The following is a 22,673-nucleotide window of genomic DNA, read 5'->3' as shown; positions in this document are numbered from 1 at the left end:
CGCGCTCTACCACCGCGCAGGTGGCGGGGGCAACGCGGTCCCGGTGGCATCGGCCCACAAACCCCGCTAAGCGCCGGATATGGCGAAGACGAAGGCGCATCCGTTCCATTCGATCCACACGCATGGCCTGATCCGGGTCGGGGCCTGCACCCCGCACGCCAGCGTCGGTGATGCCGCGGCAAATGCCGCCGAGACGATCGCGCTCGCGCGGCAGGGCGACGCGCAGCACGCCGACCTGCTCGTCTTTCCCGAACTCAACATCACCTCCTACGCGATCGACGACCTTCACCTGCAGACCGCGCAACAGCTGGCGACCGAGGCGGCGCTTGCCGAGGTCGCGGCGGCGAGCGCGACGCTGCGCCCGGTGCTCGTCGTCGGTGCGGCGCTGCCGCGCAACGGGCGGCTCTACAATTGCGCGGTGGTAATCGCGCGCGGGCTGATCCTCGGCGTGGTGCCCAAGATCTTCCTCCCCAATTACCGCGAATATTACGAGAAGCGCTGGTTCGCGAGCGGTGCCGGGCTGACCGGGCTCGACATCACGCTCGCCGGGCAGACCGTCCCGTTCGGCACCGATTTGATCTTCGCCGCGAACGATCTCGCGCCGTTCGTCTTCCATGCGGAGATCTGCGAGGACTACTGGGCCCCTACCCCCCCTTCCACGATGGGCGCGCTCGCGGGCGCCCTCATCTGCTGCAATCTGTCGGCGTCGAACATCGTTGTCGGCAAGGCCCGCGAGCGCGCGTTGCTGTGCGCGTCGCAAAGCGCGCGCGCGATCTGCGGCTATGTGTTCGCCGCCTCGGGTCCGGGCGAGAGCACGACCGATCTCGCCTGGGACGGCCAGGCGATGATCCACGAGCTGGGCGAGTTGCTCGCCGAGTCGACCCGCTTCGGACGGACGCGCGAACTGGTGCTGGCGGATGTCGATGCGGGTCGAATCGCGCAGGAACGGATGCGGGTGGGCACGTTCAATGATTCGGCGCGGCTGGCGGGCGACCCCGAACGGCGCTTCCGCCGGATCGGCTTCGACCACCAGCCCGATTTCGCCGACGCCGGCCTGCTGCGCGAGATACGCCGCTTCCCGTTCGTCCCCAACACCCCCGAACTACTCGACGAGGATTGCTACGAGGCGTTCAACATCCAGGTCGAGGGGCTGCTCAAGCGGTTCGTCGCGTCGCGGTCCGAACGGCTCGTCATCGGCGTCTCGGGCGGGCTCGATTCGACGCATGCGCTGATCGTCGCGGCGAAGGTGATGGATCGCCTCGAGCGACCGCGCAGCCACATCCTCGGGTTCACGATGCCCGGCTTCGCGACCAGCGACTGCACCAAGAGCAACGCCTGGGCGCTGATGCGCGCGCTGGGGGTCGACGGTGCCGAAATCGACATCCGCCCCGCTGCGCGGCAGATGCTCTCCGACATGGGCCATCCGTTCGCGGACGGCGAACCCGCCTATGACGTGACGTTCGAAAACGTCCAGGCGGGCCTGCGTACCGATTATCTGTTCCGTCTCGCCAACCAGCGTGGCGGGATCGTCGTCGGCACGGGCGACCTGTCGGAACTGGCGCTGGGGTGGTGTACCTATGGCGTCGGCGACCAGATGAGCCATTATGGCGTCAATGCCGGTGTCCCCAAGACGCTGATCCAGTTCCTGATTCGCTGGTGCATCCGGACCAGCCAATATGATGGCGAGACCGATTCGATCCTCGAATCGATCCTTGCGACCGAGATTTCGCCCGAACTGGTGCCAGCAGGCGCGGATGGCGCGATCCAGAGCACCGAGGCGCGAATCGGGCCGTATGCGCTCAACGACTTCTTCCTGCATTATGTGGTGCGGCACGGGATGGCGCCGTCGAAGATCGCCTTCCTCGCGCTGCAGGCGTGGCGCGATGCGGACGCGGGGCGCTGGCCGCGCGATTTTCCGTCGGCTGGTCGCGTGGCGTATGACCTGCCAGTGATTCGCGAATGGCTGGAGAAGTTTCTGGTGCGGTTCTTCGCGACCAGCCAGTTCAAGCGGTCTGCGCTGCCGAACGGGCCAAAGGTTTCCGGCGGGGGGGCACTATCGCCGCGGGGCGACTGGCGCGCGCCGTCGGACGGGACGGCGCGGGTGTGGCTGGAGGAACTGGAGAAGGGGCTGCCGCTCTCCTAACACCTCCCCGGCGAAGGCCGGGGCCCAGTTGAGAGACAGGAGAAGGGGCGGGCTGCGCCATATTGCCACGGCCATTTCGACTGTGCCCCGGCCTACGCCGGGGAAGCCAGAAGGAAGCAGACCGCCCTTACTTGCGGCTCTTGCGCGCCGCGTAGCGGGCGTCGCGCGCCGCTTTCTTGTCGATCTCGGCCTGGATCGCGGCCTGCTTGGCCTCCTCGATCGCGCGTTCGGCGGCTTCGGCCTTGGCGATCTTCTCGAGCCGGGCTTCCTCGATCGCTGCCTTCTTCTCTTCGCGCTTCTTGGCTTCGGCAGCTTCCTTCGCCTCGCGCGCAGCGGCACGGGCGGCGACAACCGCGGGATCGACCGGCGGCTTGGACTTCAGCTTTTCCAGCGCGCGCTGTTTGGCGTCGGCGGACAGGGCTGCCCGGTCTTTGAAGGAAGGTTCTTTGTAGGATGCCATGTGGCGGGCTTTAGCCTCATCGAGGATCAAAGGAAATGGCGGAGAGGGTGGGATTCGAACCCACGGTACCCGCGAGGGCACGCCGCATTTCGAGTGCGGTACATTCGACCACTCTGCCACCTCTCCGCGAGGTCGTGTGATGCTGGTATGAAGTCCAGCACCGGTCGGTGAGCGGGGGCCTCTAACGCAGTGATCCCTACTAGGCAAGCGGTTCGATGCGGGTTTGTCACCAAGCATTCGCCAACCATTCGCTTGTGTGCCGCCCGAGAGCGCCTAAATTGTCCTCATGCACCGTACCCCGATCCAGTCTCCCCCGTTCGACACCACGATTGCCCTGCCCCCGATCAGCCATGCGCGATTCGCCATCGGCGCTGTCGTGCGGCATCGCATGTTCGATTTTCGCGGCGTGGTGTTCGATATCGACCCGATCTTCGCGAACAGCGACGAATGGTATGACGCGATCCCGGAGAACATCCGCCCGCGCAAGGACCAGCCGTTTTACCATCTGCTCGCCGAGAACACCGAATCGACCTATGTCGCCTATGTCAGCCAGCAGAACCTGATCCCCGACGATACCGACGAACCGGTCGACCATCCCGCGATTGCCGGGCTGTTCGGGAACTATGAGGACGGGAAATACCCGTTGCGGCGCGAGCACCGGCACTAGCGCTGGGTTACTTCACCCTACACCGCCTCCCTGGCGAAGGCCGGGGCCCAGGAGAGGGACAGAGGAAAGCGCGCGCTGCGCCAGCTGACCTCGGCCACTTCGACTTGGCCCCGGCCTTCACCGGGGGAGAGGACATATGGCCGCGCTCGCGCGGGCAAATGCCACCGCCCAGCAAAGCCCCCGGGACGCCGCAACACCCCGGGGACTCAACCTCAATATTTTACGCGAAGCCGGGTGTAGTAGAACCCGCCGTTGAACCCGAACGGCCCGCCGTTGCGCGCATAGACCTGCCCGTCCGACGTCCCCCCGGTCAGCGGATACAATTGCACCGTCGACGTGGCGTTCAATCGGTCCGGCTTCTCGTCGAGGAAGTTCTGCGCGCCGACCGCCAGCGTGAAGTGCTTGGCGAAGGTGTAGTTCAGCTCGATATCGGTGGTGAACTTGTCGCCAAAGGTCTGATTCGCGACACCGTTGGTTTGCCCGTAATCCTGCGCGCTGGTCCAGGAGCTGTAATAGTTCTCGCGCACCGTAAAGCCGAGGTTGCCGAGCGTTAGGCCGGTGTTGAACACCATCCGATGTTTAGGTGCCAGGTTCTCGGCGTCGATCAACTGCGCGACGCTGACCACGCGCGCATCATAGCCGGTCACCTTGGTCTTGTTGTAGTTATACGCCAGCGAGAAGTTGAGCTGCGCCTCGCTCACCCGGGTACGATAGGTCGCGACGACGTCGACCCCGCGCGTCCGTGTGCGGAAGCCGTTGGTGAAATATTGCACCTGCCCGTCGACCCCGACCGGAAGCAGCGCAGGCTGCGCCGCAAGATCCGCCGCAGTGACGATGAACGGCGAGGTCAGGCCGATGCGGTCGCGCAGGTTGATTTGATAGCCATCGACCGTGATCGTCATCGCGCGCAATGGCTCGAGGATGAACCCCAGCCCGTAATTGGTCGACTTTTCCGGGCTCAGCGTCGACGCGCCGTAATATTGCGCGACGGCGGTGTTGGTCGGATAGGTCCCGCTCTGGAAGGCGACGCCATTGTTGAACGAGGTCGTGACGATCGAGACGTTCGACTGCCCCGGGGACGGCGCATGGAAGCCCGTGCCGAAGCTGCCGCGGACCGAGAAGCCCTCTACCAGCTTGTAGAGCGCGTTGACCTTGCCGACCCATGCGTTGCCGAACGTGTTGTAATGCTCGTACCGCCCCGCCGCGCCGACCGTGAGCGCGTCGGTGATGTCGGTCTCGAGACCGATATAGGCCCCGAAGTTTTCCTGGCTGAACTTGCCCGCCGTGCCCGGACTGGTCCCGGCATAGCCGCTCGCGCCGACTCCCTGCGCGGCGGTCGTGCCGGAGAAGGCGTACACCCCCGGCGCGGTCTGGGTGTAGAGCTGTTGCGCGACCGAGTAGGGCCCGGCCCCATAGGACTGCGGGTCGCCCGCGGTCTGTTCGTAGGTTTCCTTGCGATATTCGCCACCCGCCGAAATCGTCAGCGGGCTCGCGAGGCCGAGATCGGCGGCATAGGTGAAGTCGGCGTTGACGTTCACCTCGCTCTGGATGAGATCGCCGAACTCGAAGCTCGTCTGCGTCTGCGGGCCGTAGGAGAAGTTCGCCGAATTATACATCGACAGCGACAGCGTGTTGCGCGCGAGCGTGCCCGACACGTCGTAGCTGAACTTGCCCGCCGTCCCCTTGTAGCCAAGCACGCCGTACAGCTCCTCGGTCTTGCCGACGAAGCGCGGGGTGAAGCCCGCCGGATACAGCTGGCCGAAGCGGAAGGTGTTCCCGTCGCGAACGAACCCGCCCGCCGGGCAGGTGGCATTGCCGGTCGGGCATGCCGTCAGGAAGAAGGTGTTGTTGAATGCGCCGTTCGCCCCCTGATTGCGCACCACCCCGGTCGAGTCGACCGCGGTGCTGGACACGGGTGCGCGGTAGTTGAAGCTCTGGTTGCCTTCGCTGTGCGCATAATTGCCGAAGAAGTAGATCTTGCTCGAGTCGGTGACGTTGAGCGCGGCGTTCACCACCGCCTTGTAGCCATGCGACGGCGAGTTGCCCCAGATCTGCACGGGCAACGGATAGTTGGGCAACTGATTGGCGAGCGCGGGAAAATTGTTCGCGAAATTGGCGGCCGAAGGGCGGGTCACACCGCGGCTCGTCTGCCCTTCGTCGGTATATTCGCCGGTCACGTTGATGAAGCCGAAGGCGCGCTTGAACCCGACGTTGCCCGCGATCTGGTAACTTTCGCCATCCCCCGCATAATATTGGCCGGTGCGGCCGACGAGTTCGATTCCCTGGTCCTCGCGCAGCCCATAATTGAGCACGCCGGCAATCGCGTCCGAGCCATATTGCGCGGTCGCGCCTTCGCGCAGCACCTGCAGGCTGCCGATCGCGAGCGCCGGGATCGCGGAGATATCCGGCCCCTGCGCGCCGCGCCCGAGACCGGTATCGCTGCCGCCATAGACCTGCACCAACGCCGAGCGGTTGTAGCGCTTGCCGTTGAGCATCACGAGCACCTGATCGCCCGACAGACCCCGCAGCGAGGGCGAGCGGACGAAGGTCGAGGCGTCGGAGATCGAGTTCTGGCCGACATAGAAGGACGGCACAATGTTCTTGAGCGCATCGATCATGTTCGCCGACGGCTGCGACGTCAGTTCGGCCGAGCTGATGACATCGACCGGCGATGGAGAGTTGGTGAGCGTACGGTCGGTCCGCCTGGTGCCGATGACGACGATGTCGTTCGGCGGCGCATCGCCGGGAGCGGCCTGTTCGGCGGGTTCGGCCTGCGTGGACGCGAGCGTCGCCGCCGCCGGGACTGCGGCGTTCGCCTGAGCCTCCGTCACGGCCAGCGCGGGCGACGCCGCCAGACCGGCGGAGAGCGCGAACATCGAAATGGAATGTCTGTAGAGCAAGGCAAATCCCCCAAAGGTTCGATAGCTGTCAGGTCTTCATTCACTAAAGCCACGCTGCACAGATGGCTGGCAGACGCAGTTCCTCCTGCCGCGGGACACGGCATTTCAGTAATCCTGTCGAACACTTGACGCGCACACCTTTACCGGACGCGTTACACCGCGCCTCGCAACCTGCCGCCTGGAAACCCTGCGTCGCTTAACACTATCTAGCGCAACTTTGTTGCGCCGTATGTGCTTGCCACATCTGTTCCAACCCGATGACGCCACAGCTTCTTTCGCATTGCAACAAAAAGTTCACCATTTGCCGTAGTTATGCCTCGAAAGGTGCAGATTGCCGGGCCGCTATTGCGTTTCGGCAACGTTTTGACGGGTGTCGGGAGTGCTCTACGGTTGACAGCGCGCCGCGCTTGGCATAGCTGGCGCTTCTTTCCCGCGCTCGGCTTGCCGTGTCGTGGGGCACAGGTATTTTGAAGGTGATAAGGGCCATGTTCGCAATCGTGCGCACAGGCGGCAAGCAGTATCGCGTTGCCGCCGGAGACAAGATCGTCGTTGAGAAGCTCGACGGCGAAGCCGGCGCGTCGATCACGCTCGGCGACATTCTGCTCGCGGGCGAAGGCTCGGAGCTGCATTCGGTCGAGGGCCTGACGGTCTCGGCGGAAATCATCGCGCAGGCGAAGGCGGACAAGGTCATCGTCTTCAAGAAGCGTCGCCGTCACAACTATCGCCGCAAGAACGGTCATCGCCAGCGTCACACGATCTGCGCATCACCGCGATCGGCAACAATGATAAGCAGGCAGCACCGGCCAAGGCCGATGCCCCGGCCGCTCAGGCGTAAGGAGTAGTTCGAGATGGCACATAAGAAAGCAGGCGGCTCTTCGCGCAACGGTCGCGATTCGGCAGGCCGTCGCCTTGGCGTCAAGAAGTTCGGTGGCGAGATCGCCATTCCGGGCAACATTCTCGTCCGTCAGCGCGGCACGAAGTTCTACCCGGGCACCAACGTCGGCATCGGCAAGGACCACACCTTGTTCGCGCTCGTCGAAGGCCGCGTGACCTTCCACCAGGGCAAGCTCGGCCGCAAATTCTGCTCGGTCGAGACGCTGGCACTGGCCGCAGAATAACGGGCAACCGGACGGGTTGCCCACCAGGGCGACCCGCGTATCCGCAAGGATACCGAAACAAGGGAGACGGGTCCGCCCCGGCTCCCTTTTTTCATGGCTCCCTCCCCACTGTCGTGTCCATGTCATCCCGGCATGCGAACGACGGCGTACGAGGAGAGTTTGTGATGTTCGCTCGGACTCCGAGATTGACGCTGCGCCCGGGCTGGCCCGAAGATGCGCCTGCACTTGCCGCCGCCATTGCGCATGAGCCGGTTGTCGCGATGCTCGCACGCGCGCCCTGGCCCTATACGGTGGACGACGCAACGGCGTTCCTGACCCTGCCCCCCGACCACCACAGCCCGCGTTTGCTGATCCTCGCACGCGAGGAGGCACGTTCGCGGATCATCGGCGGAATCGGGCTGACGCGCGACGACTCGGGGTATGAACTCGGCTATTGGCTGACCCCGGACGCGTGGGGCCGGGGCTATGCCACCGAGGCGGGGCGAGCACTGCTCGACACAGCACGCCACGCGCTGGGGCTGCGGCACCTTCACGCTCTGCATTTCGAGGACAATCCGGCGTCGGGCCGCGTGCTGCGCAAGCTCGGATTTTTCGAGACAGGGGCCGAGACGCGGGCATGCCGGGCGCGCGGCAAGGACGTTGCAGGGCTGCGCTACAGCCTGGATCTCGCGCCGGCGCAGGCTTTGCCGCTGGCGGCGTGAGGCTCGCATCCCCACACCCCGCGTCATGCTGACCTTGTTTCGACATCCACCGCGCAACGGGCCCGGACAGTCAACGTACCGCGGTCGACCCTGTAACGCGTTCAGGGTGACGGCGGCAAGAGCGGTGGCAGCCCCTATTCCTCGGTCCGGATCAGCACGGCCTCGCCGATCATCAGGAACAGCAGGAACGGCGCCCACGCCGCGAGGATCGGCGGATAAGCACCGATATTCCCCATCGCGAGCGCGAAATTGTCCGCGACGAAGTACAGGAAGCCGAGCATCATCCCGATCACCGCACGGACGAAAAGCTTGCCCGACCGCGCAAGCCCGAACGCCGCCACGGCGCCGAGCAGCGGCATCAGCACCGAGGACAGCGGCGCGGAAAGCTTGTGCCACATAGCGCCTTCCAGCGCCTTGGTCGGACGCCCGCCCGCGCCAAGATCGCCGATCGCCGAACGCAGCGCGCCGAACGACAGACCACCCGCATCGATCGTCGACAGCGTGAACTGATCAGGCCGGACGCCCTGCCCGATCACGATGCTCGGGAGCTTGGTGAGATTGCCACGCGCCACGTCGAACCGTGTTGCAGGCGAAATTCTCCAGCCCGCCCCGTCGCGAACGCCGGTCTGGCCGGTAATGATCTGGACCAACGACCCGTTGGTCCGGTCGAACAACGTGACCCCGGTCAGCTTGGCCCGGTCGCCGGTTCCGCTCACCCGCTCGACCTGGATCAGGTCGTCGCCGTCGCGAACCCAGATGTTGGTGCGGTCCCCGCGATCGACCGGGATGGGGCCATAATCGACCTTCTGCCACGCATCGAGCGTCGCCGTCGCGCGGCTTACGACCCGGTCATTGAAGGTGAAGGAGATGACCGCGACGCCGAGGCTCGCGATCAGCAACGGCGCGAGTACCTGGTGCGCGGACAGCCCCGACGCCTTGAGCGCGATGATCTCGCTATTCTGGTTGAGCGTCGACAGCGTGATGATCGTGCCGAGCAACACCGAGAACGGCAGGAATTGTGCGATGATTTCGGGGATTCGCAGCGTGAGGTAATGCCATACCTGCGGCTCGCCATTGCCGGGATGCGCCAGGATGTGCCCCGATTCGCTGAGCAGATCGAGCGCCTGCAGGATCAGCACGAGCATCGCCAGCACGGCGAACGTCCGTACCAGGAACATCCGCCCCATATAGAGCGCGACGGTGCGCGACGGGAACAGGTCGAGGGTCATGCGGCTTTCTCGCGCCGGCCGGGAAGGAGCTTGACGATCGCCTTGCCAAGCTTGGCGAACACGCGTTCGAGCGCGCCGATCGGTTGCCCGCCGGGCACGAACGCGATCGTGTAGAACATCCAGAGCGTCAGGCTCGCGAACACCGCGAACGGCACCCAGATCGCCACCAGCGGATCGATCTTGCCCAGTCCGCCAACCGCTTGGGCGTATTCGTTCACCTTGTGGTAGGCGACGATCATGATGATCGAGAGGAACACGCCAAGCGCCGAGGTCGAGCGCTTGGGCGGCACGCCAAGCGAGATCGCGAGCAACGGCAGCAACAGGATCGTCAGCACCTCGGCAGTGCGGAAGTGGAAGGCGGCACGGCTGGTGTCGCGCAGCTCGCGGGGCGCGCCCCGGTCGCTGCCAATCCGCGCCAGCTCGGGGAGCGTCCGCTCGAGGTTCTCCGCACCGCGCACCCGGAAGTTCTCGGTCTTGGGCAGCGGGATCGGCAAGTCGAACACGGTGAAACGCAGCACGCGCGGCGTCGGCACCTTCGCCTCGGTGCGGACCAAGGTGCCCTGATCGAGCCGGAAGATGATCTCGTCGGGATTGTCGGTCGCGAAAAATTGGCCGTTAGCGGCAGTGATCGCGATCGAGCCGCCCTTCTTGTCGTCACGCCGCAGGAAGATCCCCGAAAGCCGTCGACCCGATTCGTGGCTCTGTTCGATCCGCAGTGTCATGTCGTTGCCGAAGTGCGTAAACTCGCCGACCTTGATCGACGCGCCGAGCGCACCGGTGCGCAGTTCGTAGCGGAGCTTTTCATAAGCATAGCGCGCATCGGGCTGGACGAAGCCGACGATCGCAAGATTGATCGCGCCGAGCGCGATCGCGTACATGTACGGCACGCGCAGTAACCGCGGATAGCTCATCCCGACCGCGCGCATCACGTCGAGCTCGGACGAGGTCGCAAGCTTGCGGAACGCAAGCAAGATACCGAGCATCAGCCCGATCGGAATCCCGAGGCCGAGATATTCCGGCAGCAGGTTGGCAAGCATTCGCCACACCACGCTGACGGGCCCGCCCTCGGTTGCGACGAAGTCGAACAGCCGCAGCATCCGGTCGAGCACAAGCAGCATCGCCGAGATGATGAGCGTCGAGAACAGCGGCACCGCGATAAGCCGGGCCATGTAGCGATCGATGGACTTCATGATGGCAGGAAAAGCGCCTCTTGCCCGAGGGAATGGCGGGCGTGTCCCCGGCTATATCGCGGGCTTGGCGGCTGAGCTACCCAATCCTTTGCGCCAGCCCGTTCGATCGGCGCGAATACGGACTTACTCGGCGGCGATGCTGTCGACCGGGTGCGGCGGGCGATCCTGCACCGCTGCGTCGATCGCGCGCGCGAGCCCGGCAAGGGTGAAGGGCTTGCGCAGGACATGCCGCCCGCCAAACTCCGCCTCGCCGCCCGCTTCCCCGGCGTAACCGGTGACGAACAACACCGCCATGTCGGGGCGCAGCGGCGTGACGGTGTCGATCAGCTCCGGGCCGGTACGCCCCGGCATCAGCACGTCCGAAATGATCAGATCGACATGGCCAAGCCGGTCGAGCATCCCGGGCGCCACAATCGGGTCGTCGCAGGCGACCGCGCGATGGCCCAGTTCCTCGAGCGCCCCCATCGTCGCGTTCAGGACGCGGGGATCGTCTTCGACCACGAAAATGTCGAGCCCGCTCTGCTGCGCCGCCGCCGTGGCGAGCGTCGGCTTGACCGACGCGGAAGCGGTTTCCGCCCGGTGGCGAGGGAGATAGAGGGTTATCGTCGTCCCCACCCCGACGGTCGACTCGAGCTGAACCTGCCCCTCCGCGTGGCGCGCGAACGCGAAGACCTGGCTGAGCCCCAGCCCCGTGCCCTTGCCCGAAGGCTTGGTCGTGAAGAAGGGTTCGAACACGCGCTCCAAAAGTTCGGGCGGCATCCCGCAGCCGGTGTCGGACACCGTCAGCGCAACATACTCCCCGGCCCGACACGTCCCGACCGCGCCTTCCGACAAGGAAACCTGCGCGACGCCGATCGTCAACCGCCCGCGGCCGTCCATTGCGTCGCGCGCGTTGACCGCGAGGTTGAGCAACGCATTCTCGAGCTGGATTCGGTCCGACCGTACCATCCAGCCGGGCTCCGACGGCGGCGCGACGTCGACAGTGATCCCATCCCCCAGCGTCCGGTCGAATAGATCGGACATGCCGCTGATCAGGCCCGCCGGATCGAGCGTTTCGGAGCGCAGCGATTCCTCACGCGAGAAGGCGAGCAACCGCCGGGTGAGCGCGGCCGCGCGCTCGGCGCCTTCGGAGGCGTTGGCGATATGGCGCTGCGCTGCGACCGGATCGTCCCCGACATGGCGTCGCGCGAGTTCGAGCCCTCCGATGACCACCGCCAGCATGTTGTTGAAATCGTGGGCGATGCCTCCGGTCAACTGCCCGACCGCCTCGAGCTTCTGGACCTGCCGGAGCTTCGCCTCCTGCGCGAGCAATTCGGCGGATGCCTTTGCGACCGCCGCTTCGAGCTCGATCGAGCGATCGCGTTCGGTCTCCGCCTCGGCGCGCGCGGCGGCGCGTTCACCGAGCGCGGTAACGGTCAGCCAGCCCATTCCCACCGCCCCCAGCAGAATCAGGATGCCGAACACCCCGAGCGCGCTGGCGATCGCACTCGACCGCGCGACCGAAGCCAGCGCCACCCCGGTGCGCTGGTCGAGCACCTGGCGTTCCTGCACGCCGATTCGGTCGAGCAGCACGTCGATGGCCGCGCGCGACGGGGCACGGCCCGCCTTGTAATATAAGGCAAGCGCCTGGTTGTTGCGTTTGTAAAAGGTGCTCAGCGCGACATCGCCGAGTTCGTCGGTCCTGCCGCGGAATGCCTCGCGCAAGGCCGCGATCGCGCGCTGTTGCTCGGGATTGTCGTGGGTGATTCGTTTGAGCCGCGTGATCTGCTGCGACGCAAGCAGCCAGTCCGCGGAATAGGCCTGCCCGAGTCGATCGTCGACGCTGATGACGTACCGACCAAGCGAGGCCTCGGCACGCGCGATCGTGCCGGACAGGTTGGCCGTCAGGATCATTACTTCGTAACTGTGCTTCTGCAGCGCAAGCGCTCGGTCGCGCTGACGATTGACTTCCCGCAAGGTCAGTCCGAGCGCGACGAGCACCAGCACGCCGAGCACGGCCATCGCCACCAGCGTAAAGGAACGCCACGTCGTGCCCGACGCCGCGCCCCCCGCCGTCTCGCCCAATTCCCCGGTCATGCCTCCAGCTTAGCGGATGGCGCGACCCGTTGATAGGGTCGGCCGTATCCGTAACGACGTCAGGCGATCGCACCGGTCGCGCGGCCCGCCGCCTCGAACATCTCGAGCACGGTGGCGATCTGCGCGGGCGTATGCTCGGCGCAGAGCGAGCAGCGCAGCAGATACGTGCCCGCCGGAGTCGCGGGCGGGCGCGCCATGTTGACGTACAGTCCGCCCTCGAGCAGCAACTGCCACATCGCGACGGCCTGCGTCTGGTCCTCAAGGATGATCGCGAGGATCGCCGACTGCGGCGTCTCGGTCCCGAGTCGGAACCCCATCGCCTTTAGCCCGCCATGCAGCGCGCGCGCATTCTCCCAGAGCTGGCGGCGCTTGTCGTGCGCATGCATCAGCTTGCGAATCGACGTCGCGGCGGTCGCAACGACCGACGGCGGGAGCGATGCGGTGAAGATGTACGGGCGACACGCCATGCGGATCGCCTCGAACTTCGGGTGATTCGACACGCAGAAGCCGCCGACCGTGCCGACCGACTTGGAGAAGGTGCCGATGATGAAATCGACGTCCGCCGCGCAACCCTGGTCCTCGTACACGCCGCGCCCGTTCGGCCCGAAGAAGCCCATCGAATGCGCTTCGTCCGACAGCACCATCGCGCCGTGCTTCTTGGCGATCGCGACCATTTCCTTGAGCGGTGCGATGTCGCCGAGCATCGAATAGACGCCCTCGAGGATGACGAGCTTGCCCGCTTCCTTGGGCAGCCGACCGAGCCGCTTGTCGAGGTCGGTCACGTCATTGTGGCGGAACCGGACGATCTCCGCATTGCCCTGCTTGCAACCGTCGTAGATCGACGCATGGCTGTCCGCGTCGAGGATGATGTATTCGCCCTTGCCGACCAGCGTCGAGATCATGCCCAGATTAGCCATGTACCCGGTCGAAAAGACGATCGCCCCGCTGACGTCATAGAAATCGCGCAGTGCCTGCTCGACTTCCATATGGTCGTGGAAGGTGCCGTTGAGCATCCGGCTGCCGTTGGTGCCCGAGCCGAACTTGTCGAGCGCTTCCTTGCCCGCCGCGAGCACGTCGGGGTCGAACGTCATCCCCATGTAATTGTACGTGCCGAGCAGGATCGTGTCGCGGCCCTTGATGACCGCTTCGGTCGGCGACTTGACCTCGTCCATCACGATCGCGAACGGATCGCGCACGCCCGTGTCCATCAGCGCCTGGCGTTCGGCGATCAGGCCGTCGAACTTGCTCATCAGGTCGCGCCCCAGAGCAGGGGTGGCTGGCGCGACGGTCTCGGGCTCGGCGAGGGCGTGGGCGGTGGCAGCGGCTTCGGTCATCGTAGGTTTAGCCCTTAAGCTTGGCGACGGCATCGACCAGCTGGCCGACGGTTTCGATTTCGGCCTGCATGTTCATCGTGATGATGATGTCGAACTCGTCTTCGATCGCGGCGACGAAATCCATCACGGTCAGGCTGTCCCATTCGAGATCGCCCTGGAAGGTGGTCGCGTCGCTCAGCGTCACGCCCTTCTTGTTGAACGGCTCGATATGCGCGGTGACGGTGTCGTAGATGGATTGGCGGTCGCTCATGCTCGGTCCTTGAAACTAGGTACGCTGTGCCGCCAAAATGCGGCGGCTTTATGCACAGCCTATAGCAAGCCGTTCGCGCGATACCATGCCGCGGTGTGGGCTAGGCCTTGCGGGGTCGGCACCTGCGGGGTCCACAGGCTGGCGGGCGGACGCTTTTCGGGCGCTGCGGTCCAGTCGGGGTGGCAGAGATAGCCGACGCGGTCGCGGGTAAGCTTGGCTTTGCTACCTCGCATCAGCATGTCGCCGCGCGCGACCAGGTCGAGCACTGCGCGTGGGAGCGCGATGACCGACACGCGCTTCGCCCCCACCGCGACGCCCATCGCGCGCAACATCTCGGCATGGCTCCAGCCGCCGTCGCGCCCGTCGTCCGGCTCGAGGATCAGCTTGCCGGGATCGCTCACCGCCAGCTTCAGCAGCAGCGCAGCGACATCGCCCACCTCGATCAGCGACACACGCCCGCCGGGCGGCACCAGCGCGACCCCCATCTTTGCCATCCGGAACAGGTCGCGCATCTCCATGTCGCCCGGGCCGTAGATCGCGGGCGGGCGCACCATCGTCCAGTCGAGCGACGACGCGGCGACGACCAGCTCGGCCTCATGCTTCGACCAGCCATAGGTCGACACCCCCGGCTCGCGCGCGGCAAGTGATGAGACGTGGACGAACCGCCGCACCCCAGTGCGGGTCGTCGCATCGACCATCGCCTGTGTGCCGGTAACATTGCCCGCAACGAACCCGGCGCGGTCGGGCGCATTCACGACGCCCGCGACGTGCAACACCGCGTCCGCGCCCGCGACCAGCGTGTCGAGCGCCTCCGTCTTATCGAGCGCACCTGCGATCCACGTCACGCCGGGCCGCGGCGGTTGCGGGCGGCGGGTGAGCGCACGCACGCCGTGCCCGGCGGCGAGCGCGAGTTCGATCACCCGCCCCCCGACGAAGCCGGTGCCGCCGGTGATGGCGAGAATCGTCTGGGTCATAACAGCGCCATATGATTGCGGTGGATCAACGCGGCGCGCGGCGCATAGCCGAGCACCTGCGCCTGCGCCTCGCTGCGCAGGCCCGCAATCGCGGTCGCTTCGGACACAGGATATTCGCTCAATCCGCGCGCAAGGGTTCGCCCGTCTGGCCCGACCACGGTCACCAGATCACCCCGCGCGAAACTACCCGAGACGCGCGTCGCGCCTGCCGCGAGCAGGCTCTTGCCGCCCAACAGCGCCGCGACCGCGCCTGCGTCGATTGCAATCTCTCCCATGGCGGTCAGCCCGCCTGCGAGCCACGCCTTGCGCGCGGTTGCGCTCTTTTCGGGCAGGAACAGCGTGTGCCGCGCCGCGGTGGAGAGTGGTCGCGCGATCCCGCCGCTGACGATGGCGAGCGTCGCTCCGGCAGCATTGGCGATTCGCGCGGCGGCGATCTTCGAGACCATCCCGCCGCTGCCCATCCCGGAAGCCGACCCGCGATCCGCCATCGCCTCGACGCCTGCGTCGATCCGCTCGACCCGCGCGATATGCGTCGCGCCGGGCAGCGCCGGATTGCGATCGTACAGGCCATCGATGTCGCTGAGCAGCACGACGCCCTGCGCCCCAGCCGCCTGTGCGACCCGCGCCGCGAGCCGGTCATTGTCGCCGAACCGAATTTCCTCTGTGGCGACGCTGTCATTCTCATTGATGATTGGCACTACGCCCAGCGACAGCAACCGCCCGAGCGTGGCGGCTGCATTGAGATAGCGGCGGCGGTCTTCCAGATCCGCGAGCGTTACCAGCATCTGAGCAGCGGTCAGGCTCTCCGCGGCGAGCATTTCGGCCCACACCTGGCTCAAAGCGATCTGGCCGGTCGCGGCAGCGGCCTGCGCATCCTCGAGACTTGCGCGCCCACCCTTGGCGAGGCCCAGCCGCCGCGCACCCAAGGCAATCGCCCCGGAGGAGACGACCGCCACCTGTTGCCCGGCACGCACCCGCTCCGCGATATCGGCGACCAGCCCCTCGAGCCACGCGCGCCGCACCGTCCCCTCGGGCGCGACGAGCAGCGCGGAGCCGACCTTGACGATCAGGCGCGGGCAGGCGGAAGGCGGGAAGACGGGCATGTGCGTGTCGGCGTTAGCGTGGCCCGCCCGCCACGCCAATGCCCTTGGGCGGGATCAGTCGCGCGCGAAGATCTCGTCGTGCGGGATGGTGATGCCGAGCGTGGGGATCACGATCCCCGTTTGCGCGGAGAACATCTGGTCGTACCACCCCGTCGCGGTTCGCTCGCGCGTGCGAAGCATCTCGTTGATCGGATCCACGAACACGATAGTCCGAATGCTCTTCAGCGTTTCGTAAAGATCGAGCTTGGTCCCCTGATCGAGCGTCGTCGTGCTAGGCGACAGGACTTCGATCACCACCGTCGGGTCCGACAAAGCCCGCACCTCGGTCAACTCATCGCGCGGGCGCTGGTCGCAAAAGATACTGACGTCGGGGTAGCGCACGTCGGTCTCGGTGATCCGGACCGCCATGTCGGGCCCATAGGGGCGGCAGCGCGTGCCCTTCAGCTTCGTCCGCAGCCAGACGAAGATATTGCCTTGGACCCAAGCGTGCGGCTCGGTGCCGCCCGCCATCATCACGATCACGCCATCGGCAAGCTCGAACTTGCGGTCCGTGCCGAATTCCATCGCGAGGAATTCGTCTGCCGTGATCTTGCGATAGGCGGGGTCGGGTCGCATGCCCTTACCATAACATGTGAGGCACCCGATCGCCTAGCCAACCGTCACCCCGGCGCAAGCCCGGGCCGTCACGTTGAACGCGCAACCAAGGCCCCGAGCCACAACCGCGCGGCCTTTGCGAAAGACTCGGATGCGGCGATACGCACCCGCACGTAACTCAACCGGCGTCATGCTGAACTCGTTTCAGCATCCACCGTGCAGCAGGCACGGACCGGGCTTGTTCCGCGGTGGACCCTGAAACAAGTTCAGGGTGACGCTAAATAAGGGTTTCGCAGCGGCCTCCGCCGGGGTGACGGCCGCAGCTCGAACCCCCAGCCCCCCTCAAACCGGCGACCACTCCGCCGGTTCGTCGCTGCCGTCGTCGCGCTTCGCCACCGTCTCCGCCGGGCCGATCGCCTCGATCAGCCGGTCGAGCACCGCATCGATCCCGGCGCCGCTCGCGCCCGATAGCGGGAGCACCTCGGCCTTGCTCGCGCGCTTGAGCTTGGTGATCAGCTTCTTGACGTCCGCCGGGTCGAGAGCATCGACCTTGTTGAGGCCGATCACCTGCGGCTTATCCACAAGCCCCGCGCCATACGCCTCGAGTTCTCCACGGACGATCCTGTAGTTATCCACAGGGTTATCCTCGGTCGCATCGACCAGATGAAGCAGCACCTTGCACCGCTCGATATGCCCGAGGAATCGGTCGCCGATGCCCGCACCTTCCGCCGCCCCCTCGATCAGGCCGGGGATATCCGCGACGACGAATTCGCGATTGTAGCGGCTGACCACGCCCAATTGCGGGCGCACGGTCGTGAACGGATACGCGCCGACCTTCGCCTGCGCGTTGGTCACCGCATTGATGAAGGTGGATTTGCCCGCGTTCGGCAGCCCGACGAGCCCGGCGTCCGCCAGCAGCTTCAACCGCAGCCAGACATACATCTCCTGCGACGGCCAGCCGGTGCCGTGCTGGCGCGGGGCACGGTTGGTCGAGGTCTTGTAGGTCGCATTGCCGCGTCCGCCATCGCCGCCGCGCAGGAACACGACTCGCTCGCCCGGCACGGTGAAGTCGGCGAGCACCTCTTCCTGATCCTCGGACAGCACCTGAGTCCCGATCGGCACGCGGATGATGAGATCATCGCCGCCCCCGCCGGTCCGATTCGATCCCGACCCGCCGGCACCGCGCGGTGCGCGGAAATGCTGGGTGTAGCGGAAATCGATCAGCGTATTGAGGCCGGGAATCGCCTCGAAAATGATGTCGCCACCCTTGCCGCCGTTGCCGCCGTCGGGGCCGCCATATTCGATGAACTTCTCACGCCGGAAACTGACGGCCCCGGGGCCGCCCGCGCCCGATCGGACGAAGATTTTTGCTTGGTCAAGGAAATGCATGGCCGCTCCTTAGCGGATTATGCGATTTTAGCCAGACTAGCCGTATCAGCCGGTGATTCGCCAGTCCGCGATGCGATCAGCGCGCGAGTCGCGATCGTCCGCGCGGCTTCGGGCGGCAGCCCGAGCGCATTCGCCATCGCGCGCCCGAGCAGTGCATCGCCCATCGCCATCAGCACCAGTTGCAGTGTTTCCTCGTAGATCGCCTTGCCCGATGCATCACCCTCGGCCAGCTCGTCGACCAGCCGGTGGATCGCGGTCAGCACCGGATCGAGCGCATCGTGGTTGCCCGAGAGAATCATCCACGACGCCATCGCCCCCGCGCCGTTGGCGAACGCATCGAACGTAAGGTCGACGATCTCGCGCGGGTCCGCCTCGCCCGCGCGCGCGCGCTTCGCGGCGGCGCCGATTTCAGCCGTGATCGTATCGGCAAGGTGCGAGATCAGCGCGCGTTGCAGGTCCGCCGCCGACCCGAAATGATGCAGCAGATTGGCATGCGTCCGACCGATCCGCGCCGCGACCGCCTTGAGAGTGACCGCTTGCGGCCCCTGTTCGATCAGCAGCGCACGCGCGGCTTCGATTGCGGCATCACGCGATTCTTCGGGGCTGAGACGTTTGCGGATTATTGACACGGATGTAAGTACGACCTATTGACAGAGCTGTCAGCAGTGCATGCCGCTACGGAGCGCTGCAGTCCACCAACACTTGGAGGATTTCGTGGCGAAAGCAACCACTCCCGCCGACCTGACGATCACGCCGCGCGACCTGCGCTTTGGCCGGGGAACGACGATGCGCCGCTGGTGGCTCAACAACGATCCGTTCGCGACCGCTTTTTATAACGCGCTGTCGGTCACCTTCCCCAAGGGCGAAGGCTTTTTCGTCGATAGCGTCCGCAATTTTCGCGAGGGCACGCCGCCCCGGCTGCGCGGCGAGATCCAGGCGTTCATCAAGCAGGAAGTGATCCACACCCGCGAGCATGTCGCGTTCAACCGCCATGTCACCGACCAGGGTTATGACACCCGCTTGCTCGAACAGCATATCGACCAGGCGCTTGCGCTCACCAAGGGCAAGCCGCCGATCGGCGCGCTCGCCGCGACGATGGCGCTGGAGCATTTCACCGCGATGCTCGCGCACGAACTGATCGCGAACCCGCGCCATTTAGCGGGCGGGGACGAGCAGGCCGCCGCGCTGTGGCGCTGGCATGCCGCCGAAGAAATCGAGCACAAGGGTGTCGCCTACGACACGTGGCTTCACGCGACCCGCGACTGGCCGCGCCGGCGGCGCTGGATCGTCAAGGCGATCGTCATGCTCGCGACGACGCAGAAGTTCTTCGTCGGGCGGTATAAGGGCATGCTCGAACTGTTGCGCCAAGACGGCATCACCGGCTTTCGCGCGCATCGCGGCATCCTGTGGTACGCGCTCGGTCGCCCGGGGATGGCGCGCAAGATCCTGGGCGCCTGGCTGGCGTTCTTCCTGCCCGGCTTCCACCCGTGGAAGCACGACGACCGCGCGCTGATCGCGCTGGCGGAGAGCGACTATGCCGATGCGGTTCTACCGCGCGCCACAGTGGCAGCGGCCTGAGGAAACAAGGGAGCGTCCTTCAGCGCTTCCCGTTCAAGGGCATTAATCACCACGTTCGCTTCGAGCGAAGTCGAGAAGCCTGCGTTGTACCGGGTTTCTCGACTACGCTCGAAACGAACGGTTGGGAGAATCCAAAGTGTTCGGCCGGGTCTAGCTCCGCCGCCCCATCGTACTGCGCACCAGCCGCGCCACCAGCCCCGGCAGCCCCGCGTAATTCGACTTGTGATACGGCGAATCCGGCGCCAGCGTCGTCACCAGCCGGCGATGCGCCTCGTTGAGCGCGTGATATGGCACACTCGGCAGCAGGTGATGCAGCGCATGATAGCGCAGCCCCACCGGCGCCCACAGCACCGGCAACAGCGCGGGCGGCGGAACGTTGACCGTATCGAGATATTGCGCCGTGACGCTCATCGTCTCGCCGTCATTGTCCCAGAGATGCGCCACCAGCGTACGGACCTGGTTGAGCACATAGACCCCCGAGGCAACGCCAAGCGCGATCGCGAACATGTGAACCGGGAACACCCCCGTGGCGACGAGCGCGATCAGCGTGATCGACCACAGGCTGCAGGCGCCCTCGAGCCAGCGCCACTGCGCCGCGACGTCGCCATCGGGCATCCGGCGGCGGAACTGCGGATTGATCGACAGCGACGAATAGCGCGCAACCAGCTTCGCATGCATGCCCGGGATCACAAGCGACAGCGGAGTCAGCACCGCATAGCGGAACAGAAGCGCGACTGGCGCCAGGATCGAGGAGAGGAGGAACAGCGGCAGCGTCCACGGCTTCATGTGCGCGAGCGGCAGATATTCCGGATCTTCCGACGTGCCGTAGCGGGTCTTGGCATGGTGGAGGTTATGGACACCTTCGTACATGAAGGACGGCACGAGCAAAGGGATACCAACGACGAGATTGAACCCGGTCCGGAACCCCGGAAGCGCGCTGTGCTTCATGTGCGACACTTCGTGAATGAACATGCCCGCGCGATAGAGGCCGAGGATCGCGACGACCGCCGCGACCAGCGCCCAGCCCACCGACCCGACCGTCATCGCAACCGCGAGCCCGGCATACCCCGTCGTCGCCGACAGCAGCAGATCGGTCCAGTAGATCATGGGATTGGGCGTATTGAGGTCGCGCGTAAGCTCGACCACCGCGCGCAGCATCGCCTTGTCGTCCGTGATCGCGGACAAAGGCACGCGAACGGGCGGAGTCGGGCGCGCATCGGCGCGGCGGTCAAAGGTCAGCGACGTCGTCATGGGCGTAGGCATTGACCCAAGATAGTGGCTAGAACTGGGCAAAAACAGGGGGCAACCTGGCATCGCATGCGCAACGACTTGACTTGGCGGGCAGCGCACGGGAGGGCTGCCTCATTCTATAAGGTGATCTCCCAGTGGCCAACAGCGCGCTCGTCATCCGTCCGATCATCTCCAAGGCCGACCGGAAGCGATTTGTCGACCTCCCCTTCCGCCTGTACAAGGGTGATCCGAACTGGATCCCACCGCTGAAAGGCGAGGCGCTCGGGTTGATCACGCCCGCGAAGAATGGCTGGTTCAGCCATGCGGAGGCGCAGTTGTTCCTCGCCGAACGCGACGGAAAAGTCGTCGGGCGGATTTCCGCGCATATCGACACGCTCGCGTTGACGATGAGTCCTGCGCAGGGCTTCGGCCCCGGCTGCGGCCAGTTCGGACTGCTCGATTCGGAAGACGGGATCGTCGCGCGCGCGTTAATCGAGGCTGCCGAGGGCTGGCTCCGGCACAAGGGGATGACTCGCGTGCTCGGGCCGATCAGCATGTCGGTGTGGGAAGAACCCGGATTGCTGGTCGACGGCTATGACCATCCCCCGACGATCATGATGGGCCACGCCAAACCCGAATATCGCGACTGGATCGAGAATGCCGGGTACAAGCGCGTCAAGGAGTTGCTCACCTACGAGCTCGACATCACTTTGCCCTTCCCGCCCCTGCTCCAGCGGATCATCGCGTCTGGCGAGAATAACCCGCGGATCCGCATCCGCGAGGTGGACAAGACCAGGTTCGACGAGGAAGCCGCGATCATCCTCGCGATCCTCAACGATGCATGGTCGGACAATTGGGGGTTCGTCCCGCTCACCCCGCCCGAAATCAAGGACGTCGGGGTCAAGCTCAAGCCGATCGTGTTCAACGACCTGATCCGCATCGCCGAAGTCGACGGGCGTCCGGTCGCATTCATGATCACGCTACCCGACCTCAACGAGGCGATCGCGCCGCTCAAGGGCAACCTGCTCCCGTTCGGCTGGGCCAAGCTGCTGCTGTGGCTCCGCAAGCCCAAGGTCAAGACGATGCGGGTGCCCCTGATGGGCGTGCTCAAGGAACTGCAATCGTCGCGGATGGCAAGCCAGCTTGCCTTCATGATGATCGAGTACATCAAGCGCGCGTCGGTCGCCAATTATGGCGCGACCCGTGGCGAGATCGGCTGGATCCTCGAGGACAATCAGGGAATGCGCTCGATCGCGGACGCGATCGGATGCGACGTCAACAAGCGCTACTGGATCTACGAGAAGACGCTCTAGCCGCCCGGCAGCGGGCTTGCGGCCGGGTCGCCGCAAGCCCTTGGCGGATCATTTCTTGGCGATCGGATCGAAGCCTTCGTCGAGCCATTCGGGCCGGGTCTTGCAGACCTTGTTGCGGATGTGGGAGCCGGTCGGTGTATCGATGACGCAATAGCGCTGACGATCGGATACGGACGCCAGATCGACCCCGGACGCCGCAACGGCGGTCGACAGGGCCGGCGCCTTGAGGCGATCCCGGGCAACCGCCGGGGATGTGCCAACCAGGGCGACAGTGGCGAGCGTGAAAGCGAGCTTAAACATGGGTTCCTCCGCATTTCGACGCTGGGAGCAGCGACGATATGTGTAGCAGTGCATTATACATGCCATACAGTCGGAGGACGTAGTTTCAGTTACTTAGCTGCATATTCTCTAAAATCACCTGGCG

20 protein-coding genes, 1 tRNA gene and 1 pseudogene are annotated in these 22,673 nt (G+C 65.4%); 7 read left to right on the top strand and 15 right to left on the bottom strand.

Annotation, left to right across the window (positions count from 1 at the left end):
- Positions 1-79: 79 nt before the first annotated feature.
- On the top strand, positions 80-2,143 hold the full coding sequence (locus RI03_RS05360; RefSeq protein WP_010215744.1) for an NAD(+) synthase: 2,064 nt from the start codon (positions 80-82) through the stop codon (positions 2,141-2,143).
- A 127-nt stretch (positions 2,144-2,270) separates the two neighbouring features.
- On the opposite strand, the gene RI03_RS05355 is transcribed toward RI03_RS05360, so the two are convergent.
- Both RI03_RS05355 and RI03_RS05350 read right to left on the bottom strand, forming a co-directional pair.
- Positions 2,271-2,603 carry a DUF6481 family protein gene (locus RI03_RS05355; protein ID WP_010162756.1) on the bottom strand — a complete coding sequence of 111 codons (333 nt, stop codon included), beginning with the start codon at positions 2,601-2,603 and terminating at the stop codon, positions 2,271-2,273.
- Positions 2,604-2,639: 36 nt separating this feature from the next.
- Positions 2,640-2,729: transfer RNA gene (locus RI03_RS05350), tRNA-Ser, on the bottom strand.
- 160 nt (positions 2,730-2,889) lie between these two features.
- Between RI03_RS05350 and hspQ the strand changes: the two genes are divergently transcribed.
- Positions 2,890-3,270 (top strand): heat shock protein HspQ, encoded by a 381-nt coding sequence (gene hspQ, locus RI03_RS05345; protein ID WP_010215742.1) that lies wholly within the window; start codon positions 2,890-2,892, stop codon positions 3,268-3,270.
- Positions 3,271-3,482: 212 nt separating this feature from the next.
- Here the strand turns inward: hspQ and RI03_RS05340 are convergent, their stop codons facing one another.
- Positions 3,483-6,146 (bottom strand): TonB-dependent receptor domain-containing protein, encoded by a 2,664-nt coding sequence (locus RI03_RS05340; RefSeq protein WP_010215741.1) that lies wholly within the window; start codon positions 6,144-6,146, stop codon positions 3,483-3,485.
- Between the two features lie 509 nt (positions 6,147-6,655).
- On the opposite strand from RI03_RS05340, the pseudogene rplU reads away from it, so the two are divergent.
- From rplU to RI03_RS05325, 3 genes and pseudogenes are all read left to right on the top strand, one after another.
- Positions 6,656-7,005: pseudogene (gene rplU, locus RI03_RS05335) on the top strand (50S ribosomal protein L21).
- 13 nt (positions 7,006-7,018) lie between these two features.
- Positions 7,019-7,288, top strand: coding sequence for a 50S ribosomal protein L27 (gene rpmA, locus RI03_RS05330; RefSeq protein ID WP_010162752.1), 270 nt, complete (start codon positions 7,019-7,021; stop codon positions 7,286-7,288).
- 164 nt (positions 7,289-7,452) lie between these two features.
- Positions 7,453-7,989, top strand: a complete 537-nt coding sequence (locus RI03_RS05325) for a GNAT family N-acetyltransferase (RefSeq protein ID WP_238542282.1) — start codon at positions 7,453-7,455, stop codon at positions 7,987-7,989.
- A gap of 134 nt (positions 7,990-8,123) precedes the next feature.
- On the opposite strand, the gene lptG is transcribed toward RI03_RS05325, so the two are convergent.
- The 10 genes from lptG to RI03_RS05275 form a co-directional block, all read right to left on the bottom strand.
- Positions 8,124-9,218, bottom strand: a complete 1,095-nt coding sequence (gene lptG / locus RI03_RS05320; RefSeq protein WP_010162750.1) for an LPS export ABC transporter permease LptG — start codon at positions 9,216-9,218, stop codon at positions 8,124-8,126.
- On the bottom strand, positions 9,215-10,387 hold the full coding sequence (locus tag RI03_RS05315; RefSeq protein WP_010162749.1) for an LptF/LptG family permease: 1,173 nt from the start codon (positions 10,385-10,387) through the stop codon (positions 9,215-9,217). The genes lptG and RI03_RS05315 overlap by 4 nt, the downstream gene beginning before the upstream one ends.
- Positions 10,388-10,531: 144 nt before the next feature.
- Positions 10,532-12,484 carry an ATP-binding protein gene (locus RI03_RS05310; RefSeq protein WP_010215738.1) on the bottom strand — a complete coding sequence of 651 codons (1,953 nt, stop codon included), beginning with the start codon at positions 12,482-12,484 and terminating at the stop codon, positions 10,532-10,534.
- Between the two features lie 59 nt (positions 12,485-12,543).
- Positions 12,544-13,818, bottom strand: coding sequence for a serine palmitoyltransferase (gene spt, locus RI03_RS05305; RefSeq protein ID WP_010215737.1), 1,275 nt, complete (start codon positions 13,816-13,818; stop codon positions 12,544-12,546).
- A 7-nt stretch (positions 13,819-13,825) separates the two neighbouring features.
- Positions 13,826-14,068, bottom strand: a complete 243-nt coding sequence (locus RI03_RS05300) for an acyl carrier protein (RefSeq protein WP_010215736.1) — start codon at positions 14,066-14,068, stop codon at positions 13,826-13,828.
- Between the two features lie 59 nt (positions 14,069-14,127).
- Positions 14,128-15,042 (bottom strand): NAD-dependent epimerase/dehydratase family protein, encoded by a 915-nt coding sequence (locus RI03_RS05295; protein WP_010215734.1) that lies wholly within the window; start codon positions 15,040-15,042, stop codon positions 14,128-14,130.
- A complete protein-coding gene (gene proB, locus RI03_RS05290; protein WP_010215733.1) occupies positions 15,039-16,145 on the bottom strand; it encodes a glutamate 5-kinase in 1,107 nt (368 codons plus the stop codon). The genes RI03_RS05295 and proB overlap by 4 nt, the downstream gene beginning before the upstream one ends.
- A 54-nt stretch (positions 16,146-16,199) precedes the next feature.
- Positions 16,200-16,760, bottom strand: a complete 561-nt coding sequence (locus RI03_RS05285) for a Uma2 family endonuclease (RefSeq protein WP_010215731.1) — start codon at positions 16,758-16,760, stop codon at positions 16,200-16,202.
- A gap of 321 nt (positions 16,761-17,081) precedes the next feature.
- Complete coding sequence (gene obgE, locus RI03_RS05280; RefSeq protein ID WP_010162742.1) at positions 17,082-18,128, bottom strand: GTPase ObgE; 1,047 nt, start codon at positions 18,126-18,128, stop codon at positions 17,082-17,084.
- Between the two features lie 17 nt (positions 18,129-18,145).
- Positions 18,146-18,757: a TetR/AcrR family transcriptional regulator gene (locus RI03_RS05275; protein WP_010162741.1), complete on the bottom strand. Its 612-nt coding sequence runs from the start codon at positions 18,755-18,757 to the stop codon at positions 18,146-18,148.
- 40 nt (positions 18,758-18,797) lie between these two features.
- Between RI03_RS05275 and RI03_RS05270 the strand changes: the two genes are divergently transcribed.
- A complete protein-coding gene (locus RI03_RS05270) occupies positions 18,798-19,706 on the top strand; it encodes a metal-dependent hydrolase (protein WP_170318345.1) in 909 nt (302 codons plus the stop codon).
- Between the two features lie 150 nt (positions 19,707-19,856).
- On the opposite strand, the gene RI03_RS05265 is transcribed toward RI03_RS05270, so the two are convergent.
- A complete protein-coding gene (locus RI03_RS05265) occupies positions 19,857-20,957 on the bottom strand; it encodes a fatty acid desaturase family protein (RefSeq protein WP_010215727.1) in 1,101 nt (366 codons plus the stop codon).
- 134 nt (positions 20,958-21,091) lie between these two features.
- Here RI03_RS05265 and RI03_RS05260 point away from each other — a divergent pair, with 134 nt between their 5' ends.
- Complete coding sequence (locus tag RI03_RS05260; protein WP_010215724.1) at positions 21,092-22,249, top strand: GNAT family N-acetyltransferase; 1,158 nt, start codon at positions 21,092-21,094, stop codon at positions 22,247-22,249.
- Between the two features lie 48 nt (positions 22,250-22,297).
- Here the strand turns inward: RI03_RS05260 and RI03_RS05255 are convergent, their stop codons facing one another.
- The gene (locus RI03_RS05255) at positions 22,298-22,549 is read right to left on the bottom strand and encodes a hypothetical protein (protein ID WP_010215722.1); all 252 of its coding nucleotides are present in this window, start codon (positions 22,547-22,549) and stop codon (positions 22,298-22,300) included.
- Between the last annotated feature and the right edge of the window lie 124 nt (positions 22,550-22,673).

The sequence above is a fragment of the Sphingomonas sp. PAMC 26621 genome, from assembly GCF_000251145.1.
Classification (GTDB): domain Bacteria; phylum Pseudomonadota; class Alphaproteobacteria; order Sphingomonadales; family Sphingomonadaceae; genus Sphingomonas.
This window is presented reverse-complemented; position numbering and strand designations above follow the sequence as displayed.